Consider the following 13,973-nt stretch of genomic DNA (forward strand, 5'->3'; position numbering starts at 1 on the left):
CGCGATATACACTTCGGGAATGATCGTCGGTCATGCCAACATGGTAGCTCAAGCATTCAGAGCAGTCACCCGGAAACGAATTTGTCCACGCCGCCTAGGTAATCGAAGTACGGGTAGGGATCATTCACGAAATGATCGCTTCGGAAGAAATCGTGTTCTTTAAATGTGTTGGTCGGAGCGGTCATGGTCTCTCCTGTAGCTCGTCGCCGGATTTTCTCGCGGTCGATAACTGCCTACTGGCCTTGTGTGTCGTATATCAGTGGCGCTGCGTGCCCGTCGCAAGTCCAATTTCGGCTGGATATATTCATCGCCAGAACGATTGCCGAATTTGACCGTAAGGAAGGCATTAAATGCTTGAGGCGTTTGGACAGGCCGACGCAGGGACGATCACGCTGCGATCATCGGCAATCTCGATTGAGTAGTGGCCGGAACAACTGCATTGCTTTGGACTGGCGCTGATATTTGGAGTACGCATGATCACGTCACGCCGCAGCCTGATCCGGATGAGCCCGGAAGAAATTCAGCGTTATCTCGGCGAGCAGCGGCGCATCATCGTGGTTACCATCGGGCAGGACGGAATGCCCCATCCTGTCCCGATGAACTACGGCATCGACGATGAAGGCCGAATTATCATCACCACGTTCCGCAAGAGCCAGAAAATCGCCAATCTTGAGCGAGATCCCCGGGCGACTTTGCTCGTGGAGAGTGGCGATACCTATCATGAGCTGAAGTCGGTCATCGTCTACGCCGATGCGGAAATTGTCCTTGATCCCGATCGGATCGCCGACAACATGCGGCGCGTCCGATCGAGCGATTTACTCGTCGCGACCAAGACCCCGGAGATGGAGCAGCAGATCCGTGCGTCCATGGCTAAACGTGCGGTAGTTCTATTTACGCCGTATAAATATGTAAGCTGGGACCACGCGAAACTAGGGCAGAATTACTGAGCGTCCGGGAGGCGATGTCCGATGGCGACGCGATCCTGGAGCAAGCCTTCGGCGGCATCGAGGGCTTGAGTCAGGTACGCTTTTCGATCCACGCCAGCCAGAGCGCTTGCCACCGACGGAATTTCCAGACCAATCGGGCAACCCGGCGGCAGCGCGTGAAGGAAGTGGCCTAGTGGCAGCACTCCCAAACCGGGCAGCGGTCGTTCCTGCCGGGCATCCTGAAAATATCCGTCGTAGAAGCTGGCCTGCTTCGCATCGCAGAGCTGAGCATAGCCGATCTTGCCATCCGGCACGTTACGAAGCTCGTCGTTTGTCCCTCCCGAACAGAAGAAATGCATTGCATCGACCAGCACGGCAGCGTTGCTCGCGGCGGACTCTCCTACGAATGCCACAGCAGCGGCAAGATCGGGAACCGGCGTTGCCGGCATAAACTCCAAGGTCACAGGCAAATCGCGGTCGGCGGCCAAGGAGGCGAAGATGGAGAACTGTTCGAGATTGCGGACAGGGTCAGGGTCCATTGCGCAGACATTGAGGCGTTCTGCGCCCAGTTCGGCCATGAGATCGAAATCGGCCTCAGCGTCGGCGATGTTCCGGCCGGGCATGATGATGAAACCTTCGCCAAGGGCGACCCTTACGCCGTGGTCGGCAAGTGCCTGTTTCAGCTGATTTATACGCGGTCGTCGCCGCGAAGCGTCCATTCGCGTTCGCTTCCAAACGGTCCGGCAATGGGAGAGGGGGCCAGCCCGATCCGAGAACATCCGAGTTCTGAAGTGAGGCCCACGAATTCGGACGGCTCTTGGCCAAGCACGCTTATGAATTCGATGCTGAAGTGTCGGCCGAGTGACGTTGGCATTCGCTTTCCCTTTCCCTTTCCCTTTCCTTTCACCAGGATTGAGGGCTTGGATGGCTCATTTGCGCGCGCTCAATATTAAGCGGTGTCTCAATGCCTTGTGCTCGAGAGGTCGGGAGCTAGGAAAGCGAGCTTAAATACCGGCCAGCAGCCATCACGCGCCGATAATTGTTGCTGCCAACTCTTGGAAGGTCAAATCGCTCGTGCGGCATTTGCACGCGAGATCGTCTGCCACCGGAGGGTAGGGGGAATTGGGTTTAAAAGAGAACCTTGAATTTAAAAATGCCGGAGTGCCGGGAATCTTTAGATTCGCGGCTTGGCGCTACATCTCGGAATATGATGAATATCTATCTATCTGAAATAAATGAATAATTGGCAAAATAATTTGCACACGTCTGACAAAAGGCCGAAAAGCCCGCCCCGAGCGGATTTGGCATCTTGCATGGCAAAAAATTAATTCCCTATCCTCTATTTGCAAGGCATACACCGCGCCCATGTTTACCAAGCGCCGCCTCGTGATCGGAGGCATTCTCATCGGTGTCGCCCTCCTTGCTCTGCTAGCCTGGAAGTTGCTCTCGGGCCCTGCGGCTCCAGTCGTCGCAACAGCAGAAGTGACGCGCGGGACGATCGAGCAAACCGTGGAAGCCACTGGTACGCTCGAGCCTAAAGAGCTTGTGAGCGTGGGCGCTCAGGTTTCCGGGCGGCTTGAAGAACTCAAGGTGCAGTCGGTGATACTGTGCGCCAAGGCGACCTCATCGGTCTCATCGACCCACGAACTCAGACCAATAGCCTCGCAACGGCGAAGGCGGATCTTGGCAACATGCAAGCCCAACTCGCCGGGGCGAAAGCCACGCTTGCGAAGGCCGAACTTGCTTTCCGGCGTCAACAGGCGCTTGGGGTCGGCGAGGCGACGTCCCGGGCAGATTTCGAAGCCGCGCGAGCGGAGCAGCAATCGGCTCAAGCGAGCTACGATGCGCTCGTGGCGCAGATCCGCTCTGCGAGCGTGAACGTCGATACCGCTCAAGTCCAGCTCGGCTATACCAAGATTACTGCCCCGATGGATGGGGTTGTCGTAGCCGTGGTTACCAAGCAAGGACAGACGGTCAACGCCAACCAATCGGCGCCCACGATCGTCATTCTCGCCAAACTCGATGTCATGACAGTGAAGGCCGAGGTGTCCGAAGCCGACGTGATCAACGTGAAGCCGGGCTTGCCGGTCTATTTCACAATCCTTGGCGATCCCGATCGACGGTACGAGGCGAAGCTGCGCCTCATTGAGCCTGCTCCCGAATCCATCGTCAACGAGGTCAATTCGACTTCGACGAGCTCGTCGAGCAGCAGCACTGCTGCCTCAGCCATTTACTACAACGCACTGTTTGAAGTGCCGAACAACGATGGTCGCTGCGCGCCTTGATGACAGCCAAGGTCAGCATTGTCCTGGCGAGTCGCGGGAAAGCCTTGGTGATCCCTTCAACCGCTCTGGGCACCAAGTCGCCAGAGGGTCTTTATTCGGTTCGGGTGAAAGGCGCCGACGGCAAGATCACGAGCAAGAGGGTGCGCATAGGCGTCGACAACAACGTCAATGCCGAAGTGCTCTCGGGGCTCAACGAAGGCGAGGAAGTTGTTGTCGGCGAGGCGAGTGCGACCAAGACAGCCAAGCAAGGGCCCATGGGCCCACCTCCGGGTTGAGGCGATGACGGCAGTTCCGCTCATTTCGCTATCGGATGTTCGCCGCGAATACCCGTCAGGAGACGGTTTCTTCGCCGCGCTCAAGGATATCAATCTTACAATCGAAGCTGGAGAGATGGTTGCCATCGTCGGTCAGTCGGGTTCCGGCAAATCGACCTTGATGAACATCCTGGGGTGCCTCGATCGACCTACTTCCGGTTCGTACCGCATCGATGGCCGCGATGTGGCGGGACTCGCTCCGGATGACCTCGCAGCTCTGCGCCGTGAGCATTTCGGTTTCATTTTCCAGCGGTATCACCTGCTGACCGATTTGACCGCGTTGGGGAACGTGGAAGTGCCCGCCGTTTATGCCGGACGTGGACGCTCGGAGCGGGCAGGGCGCGCACAGGAAATTCTCGGACGCCTTGGCCTTGCGGAACGGACCGGTCACCGTCCTGGACAACTCTCGGGCGGCCAGCAGCAACGTGTCTCGATCGCCCGTGCCTTGATGAATGGCGGTGACGTCATTTTCGCCGATGAGCCGACAGGAGCGCTGGACTCGGCGAGCGGCGTCGAAGTCATGGCCATTCTCAGTGAACTCCATGCCGAGGGGCACACGATCGTCATCGTGACCCACGACATGAAAATCGCTGAGCATGCCGATCGCATAATCGAGATCCGGGACGGCGAAATCATTGATGATCGTCGGGTGCGGGAAACTGGCATTCGGCCACCGGTACATAAATTTCCGCCGATCGCCGGGGGATTTCAGCAACTCGTCGATCGCTTTCGTGAAGCCTTCCGCATGGCATTGCTCGCAATGACGGCTCACAAGTTGCGAACATTTCTCACAATGCTCGGCATTATCATCGGCATTGCCTCGGTCGTTTCGGTGGTCGCGCTCGGTAACGGTGCGCAGCAGAAAATTATCGCCGACATTGGTAGTCTGGGCACGAGCACCCTGACGATTTATCCAGGCACGAGCTTTGGCGATACGCGCTCCGCCAAGATCCAGACGCTGAGGGACACGGACGCAGAAGCTCTTGATCAGCTGCCTTATGCCGACAGCGTGACGCCGAGTGTTTCGACCAGCGTGACGGCGCGGTACCGCAATGTGGCCGCAACCGCCCAGGTGAGCGGCGTTGGCGCGGATTACTTCCGCGTCAGAGGATTGAAGCTGGTTGCAGGAAGCCTGTTCGGCACACAAAGTGTACGGCAACTGGCGCAAGATGTGGTCATCGACGAAAATTCGCGCAACACGCTCTTTCCAAACGGCGAGGATCCGCTTGGGAAGATAATTCTATTGGGCAAAGTGCCTGCTCGTGTCGTCGGCGTGGTTGGTTCACAGCAACAAGGGTTCGGCGGCAGCGACACGCTGACGGCCTATGTTCCCTACACCACCGCCATGAGTCGCATGCTTGGCCAGACGTATCTTTCCAGCATAACCGTGCGCATCAGCGACGATACGTCGACGTCGGCGGCGGAGGCGGCCGTGACGCAGCTTCTGACAAGGCGGCATGGTACGACCGATTTCTTCATCAGCAATTCCGACGACATTCGTCAGACGATTACCAATGCCACGAATACGCTGACCCTGGTCGTCGCGGCGATCGCGCTGATCTCGCTCATTGTCGGCGGCATCGGCGTCATGAATATCATGCTCGTATCTGTCACCGAGCGGACCTCCGAGATTGGCGTGCGGATGGCGGTGGGCGCTCGTCAGACGGACATCATGCAGCAATTCCTTATAGAGGCGATCCTGGTTTGCCTGACCGGTGGCCTAATTGGCGTCCTGCTATCGCTGTCCGCTGGAGTGATCATTTCCCTGACGCCGATCAATTTCCGAATGGCCTATTCGCCAGCATCGATGATCGGTGCGTTCACTTGCTGCACATTGATTGGTTTGATTTTCGGGTTCGTGCCCGCGCGCCGCGCGGCCCGTCTCGATCCTGTCGACGCCCTTTCGAGAGACTGATGATCGTGCTCAATCGGATAAATTGCCGCCCAGCCGCCATTGGAGGACTTTTAGCAGCTTCCGTTCTCGGGCTCATGGCAGGAGGATGCGCTCAGGCCGTCCGCACATCTTACAGTCAGCCGGCCTTGCCGGTGGATGCGGCTTGGGATTACGCTGCCCAGGGCGCTGATCGCCTTTCTTCTGTACCATGGTGGAACGAATTCAACGATCCGGGCCTCACAAGCCTTGTCGATCGAGTACTTGTAGCAAACGCAGATCTTGCCGCAGCTGGACTGAGGCTGAAAAAGGCCCATTTGGCTGCCGAGCAGGCCCGTCAGGGTTTGTTTCCAAGTGGGAACGCAAGTCTCTCCAGCAACGCCTCGAAACTGCTCAACGGTGGTTCCCCATGGAGCAAAAGCAGCGCCGCTTCGCTTGGTGTTTCTTGGGAGCTTGACCTCTTCGGTCGGCTGAGCGCAGCGGCAGATGCCGCGAAGTGGGAGGATCAGGCGAGCGCCCAGGATCTCGCCGAAACGCGGCTTTCGCTTATCAGCACCACGGCCCAGGCCTGGTGGCAGCTTGGATTGGCAAATGAGCAAATCACGATTGGGGAGGAAAGCCTCTCCTACGTCAGACGAGCTCTCGAATTGGTGAGGCGTCAATATGATGCAGGCGCCGTCTCCCGCCTCGAACTGCGAGATGCCGAGCAGTCGGTCGCCGCGCAAGAGTCGTCGCAAACCCAATTGATCCAGGCACGCGTACAGGCACTCAAGGCCCTAGCCGCTCTCCTCGACAGGCAGTCGTACGACGGTGCCGAATTGCGGGAACTACCTCATCAGCCTCTGCCAGCGATAGCCGCCGGTGTACCCGCCTCCCTACTTGGAAGACGCCCGGATCTGGCCGCCGCCGAGCTTCGGCTGCGGGGAACTCTTGCGTCGAGCGATGCGACCGTAGCGAGCTACTATCCCAGTCTCAGCCTCACGGGGACGCTCGGAACCGCGAGTTCATCGCTTCTGAAATTCTTCAGCGATCCTGCCGCGGGGATCGGCGCCATGCTGTCGCTGCCAGAACTTAACCCGGCGAAGGTACGCCTCGCCACAGGCATCGCGCGGACCGACTACGACATCGCCGTGCAGAACTTCCGTCAGACGTTCTATGACGCCCTGCGCGATACCCAGACCGTGCTTTCCGCGCGGGAACAGTACGTTCACCAGGCTGGATTTGCAGAGGACAATTACGCTGCCGCGCGCGATGCCGAGCGGCTTTACGAGCGACAGTACCGTGCCGGTGCAATCCCCTTGCGGAGCTGGCTGGATGCCCAGGAGCGATTGCGTTCGGCAAGGACAAGCCTGATCCAGAACCGCTTCAACCAGTTGGTAACGCAAGTTCAGGTGTATCAGGCGCTGGGCGGAGACGCGGCCCAAACCTAAAGTACCGCTGCGGGCCGGAATGACCGTGCCGGACTTAGTCTTGGCGAGAGCACAGTGAAGGCGGTCGGCAATGTACCGCGCCTCACTGCGTTCGCATGCGGCAAACTATCTCAATAGGTGGTCTCGTAGGTCGGACGGCTAGTTTGTGGCCTCGAGAAGGTTGCGGGTCTGATTGAGTGCGTGGGTGAGAGCTTGTTCGAACTGCTCATCGGTTTCCATACGAGATTGCATCGGCAATTCGATGCCGATGCCGACATCTCGCGGTAAGGCCGCCACAAGTGCCTGCAAAGGCAGTTCGCCGTCGCCAGGAGCCAATCTCTCGAAGCTGGCTTCGGCGAGGTAGTCGCCACCAGCCCCCCTGAGAGGCACATCGCACAGTTGAGCGTAGGCAACCAGGTTTGGATCCAACCCTCGTAGGGTCTCCAGGTCGCTTCCGGATCTGAAAAAATGCATCGCATCGATGACGAGGCCGATGTTCTGGGCCTGGCATTCGTGCAGTGCCTTGATTGCAGATTCGAGTGAATTGACGGCATGCGGCGGTGCGAATTCGAGAACGGCCTTCATCTGCCGCTCGCCCGTCATCTCGGCCAAGGCCGCCAACTGGTCGAGCGCACGTGGCATGTCGCGATCCATGGCGACGGTGCTCGCCATTTTCGCGCCAAGTTCCGCGAGGATGTCGAGGTCGCCGGCCTTGTCGCGGACATCGCTGCCCGGACGGATGACGAAACCCTCCGCAAGCGATATGGAGATTCCGAGTGCCCTCAGTTGAGCTGCTGTATCGCGCCGAAGAACCGGATCGTCACGCAGGGACCATTGCGGATAGCGGTCGAGCTTCCAGGGCACGGACTGGATGCCGAGCGAGACGAAGGAGCAACCCAGGTGGGCTGCCAGGGCGATGTGCTGCGTGGGAAGCATGCCGAAAATCGTCTGCGAATCGATTCCTAGCGCGTGCGTCATTCATGAGTTCCTGTAGCAATCTGGGTTCGTAAGCGGGGGCAAGCGCCGGGCCGCGTTTTATCGTTCGACGTTGAACGAGGCAGAGAAGGGGGCCATCGAATCTGTTCCGATTGCGACGTCGAATGTGCTGTTGTCGATCATCCAGTCTCTTGCAGCCGCGTTCCAATAGCGCAGCTGTTCCGGGCTGATTTCAAACGAGACCGTTCTGGTCTCTCCCGCATCCAGATGGATTCGCCGAAAACCCTTCAGCTCTCGAACCGGTCGCGCGGAGCTGCCGCTCCGCTGATGCAGGTAAAGCTGAACCACTTCATCGCCTGCCCGCGGCCCGACGTTCGTGACTTGGACGGAGGTCGTCAATGAGGCTCCCGGCCTTATGGTCGAGTGGTCAAGCTGCACGGCCTTGTAGCTGAATGTTGTGTAGCTGAGCCCGAAACCGAAGGGATAGACCGGGCTGCTGGGATCATCCCAATAACGCCGCTCACTTCCCTTTGGGTCGTGAGTGGTCAGATGCGCGTAAAAGGTCGGAATCTGTCCGGCGCTACGCGGCCAGGTGTAGGGCAGCTTGCCTCCCGGTACTGCGTCTCCGAACAGGAGCCGGGACAGGGCGGTGCCGCCTTGCGAGCCGGGGTACCAAAGCTCAAGGATCGCCGGAGGCAGATTTCCTCTCAAGGTCAACGGGCGGCCGTTCATGAGTACGACGACGACCGGTTTTCCTGTCGCGAGCACGCTGTCGAGGAGATCCTGCTGCCGCCCAGGCAAATCCAACGAAGACCGGGATCCCATTTCGCCGATCATGTTCTGTCCTTCACCGAGGACGAGTATTGCAACGTCGCTTGAGCGGGCGAGTGCGGTCGCTTGAGCGATGCCGCTATCGTCGTCCGCAGGAGCGGGTCTCGAATACTGACGATCCATCATTTCGATGGGCGATCCGATCAGGCGACGGGGCATCGTCACGCCTGGGGCGTAACTGACCTCAATCCCATTCGCGACGTTTTGGCGGAGACCGTCGGCCAGGCTTTGGAGGACTGGCTCGTTTTCGGCGAAGACCCAGGGGCCGGCAGGGTCTCTCGTTGATCCGCCGAGGGGGCCGATGACTGCAATCGAATGTATCTTCGTACGGTCAAGTGGGAGGAGACCATTTTCGTTGCGAAGAAGGACTGCAGAACGTTCTGCTGCACGAACCGCAAGATCCAGGCTTTCCCTGCTCGCGAGCCCATCAGAAGCGGCCTTCTCGTCAACATAAGGGTGGTCGAACAGGCCCAGACGGAACTTTACGGCGAGGACACGTGCTACCGCTTCATTCAGGCGTTTGCCACTGATCCGACCGGCTGAAAGTGAAGCCGGCAGCTCCTGAAAATTCGACAGGCCGGTTGCCATCTCCATATCGGTTCCAGCGTTGAGCGCACGCTCGGCCGCATCGGAGCGGTCGCGGGCAAAGCCGTGGGTAAGAAGATTCCTGACAGCCTGATTGTCGCTGACGACCCATCCTTTGAACCCGAGCTGCCCGCGTAAAACATCATTCAACAGCCAATGGTTTCCCGCCGCCGGTATTCCGTTGAGCGGCATATAAGCTGCCATCACATTGCCGGCTCCTGCATCGATTGCAGCGCGAAATGGAGGCAGATAGACGTTCCACAATTCGGCGTCGGAGACATTGGCCTCATCATAGTCGCGGCCTCCCGAACCTGCGCCGTAACCTGCGAAATGCTTTGCACCCGCCACGACGCGTCCGGGAGTGCCCAGCTGCGGGCCCTGCAGGCCGCGAACCTGTGCGCGTGCGATTGCGCTCGCGAGGTATGGATCCTCTCCAGGACCCTCTACGATTCGGCCCCAACGCGGATCTCTGGTTACGTCCAGCATCGGGCCGAAAACCCAGCCAATGCCAACGCCGCGCGCTTCGCCGGCGGCTGCGGCTTGGGTTTGCTCGATGAGCTCAGGGTCCCACGATGCGGCCAGGCCGATCGGTACCGGGAACACCGTCTTAAGCCCATGGAGGACGTCGTAGCCAAACAAGATCGGGATTTTGAGTCGGGAGTTATCGAGCGCAAGCTTCTGGAGGCGATTGATCTCGGCAGGCTTGCTTACAAAGAATATGGACCCGACACCACTTCGAGCGCGGGTATCGTGGTCGGGCGCATTTGCGATATTCATACCAGCCGCTGTCAATAACTGCGCAGCTTTTTCCTCGGGCGTCATCTGCGCTAACAAGCGGCGAATCCGGGCATCGAGCTGCCTTTGGGCCCGTGCGGTAGTAACTTCCTCCAGCGGGGCGTCTGCCACGGCGGGAGTGACCGCAGATGCGGCAAGAAGCCAAGAAATTGCCAGCAACGACGCCCTTTTTCCCACGCCCATCTCCCTCACTCAGACAGCTCGTTTCCGAGAGACTGTCTCCGCCGCGCCGCCAATTAGACTATACTCTTATCATCCGGAGTGGCCGATCGTCTCCACATAGCGCTGCATAAATGCGCGACGCAATCATAAAGAGGGCACTTTAAATATTGATGTCCGGGCGATGGGTATGTATGGTCCCTGGCAAGCTCCGAGCGAGGAGCGGCAAGAAAGAACAAAATACGGGATGGGGCGGCAATGGTCAGATGGGGTCTGAGGTTTTGCGCATGCGCGGGGTTGATCGCGATGATCGGCTTTTCCGGCCGAGACGTTGGTGTCGCCGAAGCGCAGACGCCAGAAGTATCGCCAGTGCCTGCAGCCGGAACACCCGAGGCTGAAGGTATCATCTTCGAACGCCAGCAGCTGATGAAGCAGCTCGACGAAGATGCAGACACGCTTGGCCGCATCGTGGCGGCGAACTTCCTGCCGATAAACTGGCCCCGACAGCCAAAGCAATCGCGGATGGCGCTCGCGATTCGCTGGCTGCATTCCGCCAGAAAGTACCGGGAGGCAGGGCGAAGCCAGAGGTCTGGTCCAATTATCCGGACTACTTGGCCCGCATGGAAGCATTCGCCCAGAAATCCGACGAGATGGCCCGCATAGCCGGAACCGGCAACATGGCAGCAACGATCTCCGTGATGGGCGAAGCATTGCCCTGCAAGCAGTGCCACGATGTCTACCGTGAAAAGGCGCGTCAGCCCACCCAGTAAGGCCGGCATTCGCCAATACGGCCGAACCGTTTGCTTAGGGAACTCACGATGCTTCGCTCATTACGTACTGGGTTCATTGCGGCTACGCTCCTGTTCGGAGCCGCTGCCGTTCTGGCGAAACCCGCCGATTTTGTTGGCACGCGAGAGGCCGGTTACAAATCGCTTGGGGCGGCGTTCAAGACCGTCAACGATCGGCTTCGGTCCGGAGATGTTCGCGGCCCTGAATTCATGGGTGCCGTTGCGCGGATCCAAACGGTCTCGCGCGAACAATATAAATGGTTTCCCGCCGGATCGGGGCGCAGTTCCGGACTGAAGACTGCGGCACGCCCTGAGATCTGGGGCAATGCGCCACAATTTCGCGCGGCCCAGGATGCTTTTGCACGCCAGGCAGATGCTTTTGCCAAAGCTGCCGCCACCTCTGACGCGGGCCTGATCCGTGGGGAAGCCCGCAAGCTGGGGGCAACCTGCAAGGGCTGTCACGACAACTTCCGTGAGGAAGACAACTGATCGCCGTGAATTGCGGGATGGGGCTCGAGAACAAAGTAACGGCGGATCAGCCGTTGTTCTGAGGATTTTCGAAATGAAGAATCGCCGTCAAGTGTTGGGGGTCCTGGGGTTCACCGGGGCTGCCGTTGCCCTTACGTCACGCGCATGGGCCCAAGATGCCTGCTACGACCCGGCTGCTCTTTCGCTTAGCCAGCGCAACGCGCGGCGATCTCTTGGCTACGTCGAGGTATCGGGTGATGCGACCAAGCATTGCAGCCTGTGTGCATACTTCACTGCAAGCGCCAAGAATTGCGGTAACTGCCAGCTTCTCCTCGGTGCTCCGGTCAATGGCGGCGGCGTTTGCAGCTCTTTTGCGGCGAAGGGGTAGGCGATGGGATTGCGCGGGGGCGTCAAGATCTGGGATGGTCCAACCCGTCTCGTTCACTGGTCAATCGTGATCCTGTTCTGCCTGTCCTGGTGGAGTGCTGAAACGCGACGCATGGACATTCATCTTTGGTCAGGGGCGGCATTCCTTGGGCTCTTGGCGTTCCGCCTGATCTGGGGATTCTTCGGAGGCAGCACTGCCCGGTTCAGCCAGTTCCTGCGCAGTCCAAGTAGGGTGCTTGCATACCTGCGCACCGGGAACGACGGCACTCATGCGATTGGTCATAATCCGATCGGTGCGTACAGTGTGGTCGCGATGCTTGCTGTACTCGCGATACAAGTGACGAGCGGTCTCTTTTCAACCGATATAGATGGCATCGATTCCGGGCCGTTGTCGTACCTTATCAGTTTCGATTTAAGTCGCTCGGCAGCAAGTGTGCACGGTTACGCATTCGATGCTGCGAGAATTCTGATTGCATTGCACATCGCGGCCATCGGATACTATCTGGTTCTGAAGCGACGTAACCTGATCGGCCCCATGGTAACCGGCAAGATCCCGGGAGTTGAGGCGGGAAGGACGGCGATGGTTCCCGCGAGCGTTCTACGCCTGGTGGCCTGTACGGTGCTTGCCTTTGGAATTGCCTATTTCATTGCCCTTCGGCAGGGCTGAATTCCGGTTCGACGTTCTATTTGGACGGCGGGCTTGGTGCTTGCCGCTCAAACGCGAAGGCATTGCCCGGATAGCGTTCCTCCTGAGCGCGCAAACCATCAAAATCATGGCTGCTTGGGCACTTGAGCTCGCCTCGACTGCCCGCAGGAAAACTTCATTCCGGTTTTAAATAGAGCACTCTCTTATGTTGACCGTAGCGTAATTAAGCGTAACCTCGTCAGCATAAAGAGCGCCGAATCAAAATAAGAGAGCACTCTAGGAGAGGACTGAAAGTGGAAGGTCCCACGCCACGGGCAACCGTAAAACACACAATCAAACTGTCTGGCCGACCGGTGATTGCGGCAGCCGTTTCGCTCGCCGCGCTTGCTATCGCTGCGCCGGCACAAGCTTATGTTGGCGACAGCTTTCTTAGCATCCCGGGGGTTACGGGCGCCTGGAAGGGCAAGGCCTATAGGGGTTGGATCCGTGCAGAGTCCAATGAATGGGCCGGGCGTTTACGCCGCCTCAGCAGCGGATCCTCAAATCCGCTCGCCGGAGACAAGCTGTTCTTCGGTGGTCCCAATGCACCAAAGCCGGGGAATTTTGGCAAGTTGGTCGTAACGCTGTCCAAGGCGAACCCGGATTACGGGCGACTAATGGCGCTGTGCGATTCGAAGGCGTCGTTTGCGGAAGTAGACTACGCGGAATCGTCCGACAGGGCCCGCCCCATTATGGAGCTGGGTGCGAGGCCGAAGGGCTTTCCGGAATACTGGCATTATAAGCTCAAGGACGTGGTGGTGGCCGACTGCCCTGTGGCTAAAGGCGCCCAGCAGCAGGCCTTCGTCCTGGCTTTCAAGGACATTGCCTGGCTTAACTACGACGCGGAAAAGCCGCTCGGAAACAAGATCGAGCCGACCGCTGCAGACATCCCGAAGGTCTATCCGACCGACCCTTCCGCCAAGAAGGGTGTGAAGTGGTATGTTATCACCTGGATCGCGCCTGCCGCCGATACCGGCGACAAGGAGTGTCCGGTCCTGAACACAAAGCCCACCGAGGCAGATGTCATTCGTTACTATAGCGCCGAGGACGCCGCTGCGCTGAAGAAGCAGAACGGCGAGAAGGGCATCAGTTATGGTCAGCAGACGGAGGCCCGCGGGCCCGGGAAACTGAATGCCGTTCTCATGCCCGGCATTGTGCCAGATCCCGGCCTTATCGAGCCGAAATCGGACATCGCCGAGGGTATTGACCTCGACGGTGACGATGGCGCTGGAACACCGCCGAAGGGCATCAGGAAGCATAAGAATTACACAAGCCCAGATGGCCGGACCGGCATCGACAACCAGTTCTACGCGATCTCGGGCTGCGTCGCTGGCTTCCGTGGCAAGACGGGATATCGAAACCAGACATCGAATGCGCGGCGCGCGGATGGAAACATCACAACGCTGATCGAGGTCTGAGGTGGTGCCGGTTTTCTGGACAGGGTGTTAAGCTACTCCCGACCAAATAGATTGGTACGGGAATGAAGACGACGAGGAAGCGCTACAGCGCGGATT

General features: G+C 58.7%; 13 protein-coding genes. 10 read left to right on the top strand and 3 right to left on the bottom strand.

The genetic code is table 11. The features are described 5' to 3' along the window. Positions 1-473: 473 nt before the first annotated feature. Entirely contained in the window at positions 474-947 is a 474-nt protein-coding gene (locus ADT71_RS01650; protein ID WP_054434509.1) for a pyridoxamine 5'-phosphate oxidase family protein, read from the top strand. On the opposite strand, the gene ADT71_RS01655 is transcribed toward ADT71_RS01650, so the two are convergent. Next, entirely contained in the window at positions 941-1,645 is a 705-nt protein-coding gene (locus ADT71_RS01655; RefSeq protein WP_054434511.1) for a sugar phosphate isomerase/epimerase, read from the bottom strand. The two genes, ADT71_RS01650 and ADT71_RS01655, sit on opposite strands and share 7 nt — an antisense overlap. An 888-nt stretch (positions 1,646-2,533) precedes the next feature. Here ADT71_RS01655 and ADT71_RS32595 point away from each other — a divergent pair. Genes ADT71_RS32595 through ADT71_RS01670 form a run of 4 tightly spaced genes read left to right on the top strand, consistent with a single transcriptional unit; the run spans position 2,534 to position 6,846 of the window. Next, positions 2,534-3,211: an HlyD family efflux transporter periplasmic adaptor subunit gene (locus ADT71_RS32595; RefSeq protein WP_231635486.1), complete on the top strand. Its 678-nt coding sequence runs from the start codon at positions 2,534-2,536 to the stop codon at positions 3,209-3,211. Positions 3,212-3,258: 47 nt separating this feature from the next. Beyond that, a complete protein-coding gene (locus tag ADT71_RS32600) occupies positions 3,259-3,486 on the top strand; it encodes a hypothetical protein (protein ID WP_231635487.1) in 228 nt (75 codons plus the stop codon). Between the two features lie 4 nt (positions 3,487-3,490). After that, positions 3,491-5,440: a MacB family efflux pump subunit gene (locus ADT71_RS01665; RefSeq protein WP_054434514.1), complete on the top strand. Its 1,950-nt coding sequence runs from the start codon at positions 3,491-3,493 to the stop codon at positions 5,438-5,440. Next, entirely contained in the window at positions 5,440-6,846 is a 1,407-nt protein-coding gene (locus tag ADT71_RS01670) for an efflux transporter outer membrane subunit (protein ID WP_054434516.1), read from the top strand. The genes ADT71_RS01665 and ADT71_RS01670 overlap by 1 nt, the downstream gene beginning before the upstream one ends. Before the next feature lie 138 nt (positions 6,847-6,984). Here the strand turns inward: ADT71_RS01670 and ADT71_RS01675 are convergent, their stop codons facing one another. Both ADT71_RS01675 and bglX read right to left on the bottom strand, forming a co-directional pair. Next, the gene (locus ADT71_RS01675) at positions 6,985-7,803 is read right to left on the bottom strand and encodes a sugar phosphate isomerase/epimerase (protein WP_054434518.1); all 819 of its coding nucleotides are present in this window, start codon (positions 7,801-7,803) and stop codon (positions 6,985-6,987) included. A 57-nt stretch (positions 7,804-7,860) separates the two neighbouring features. After that, positions 7,861-10,155: a beta-glucosidase BglX gene (bglX, locus tag ADT71_RS01680; RefSeq protein WP_082370083.1), complete on the bottom strand. Its 2,295-nt coding sequence runs from the start codon at positions 10,153-10,155 to the stop codon at positions 7,861-7,863. A 470-nt stretch (positions 10,156-10,625) separates the two neighbouring features. On the opposite strand from bglX, the gene ADT71_RS29925 reads away from it, so the two are divergent. From ADT71_RS29925 to ADT71_RS01695, 5 genes are all read left to right on the top strand, one after another. Next, a complete protein-coding gene (locus ADT71_RS29925; protein ID WP_082370080.1) occupies positions 10,626-10,901 on the top strand; it encodes a cytochrome c in 276 nt (91 codons plus the stop codon). Positions 10,902-10,949: 48 nt separating this feature from the next. After that, positions 10,950-11,408: a cytochrome c gene (locus ADT71_RS29930; protein ID WP_082370081.1), complete on the top strand. Its 459-nt coding sequence runs from the start codon at positions 10,950-10,952 to the stop codon at positions 11,406-11,408. 73 nt (positions 11,409-11,481) lie between these two features. Next, entirely contained in the window at positions 11,482-11,775 is a 294-nt protein-coding gene (locus ADT71_RS35340; RefSeq protein WP_082370082.1) for a high-potential iron-sulfur protein, read from the top strand. A 3-nt stretch (positions 11,776-11,778) separates the two neighbouring features. Continuing rightward, complete coding sequence (locus ADT71_RS01690; protein ID WP_054434521.1) at positions 11,779-12,441, top strand: cytochrome b/b6 domain-containing protein; 663 nt, start codon at positions 11,779-11,781, stop codon at positions 12,439-12,441. 272 nt (positions 12,442-12,713) lie between these two features. Beyond that, complete coding sequence (locus ADT71_RS01695) at positions 12,714-13,877, top strand: hypothetical protein (protein WP_132470398.1); 1,164 nt, start codon at positions 12,714-12,716, stop codon at positions 13,875-13,877. Positions 13,878-13,973: the final 96 nt, after the last annotated feature.

The sequence above is a fragment of the Novosphingobium sp. ST904 genome (assembly GCF_001298105.1).
GTDB lineage: Bacteria > Pseudomonadota > Alphaproteobacteria > Sphingomonadales > Sphingomonadaceae > Novosphingobium.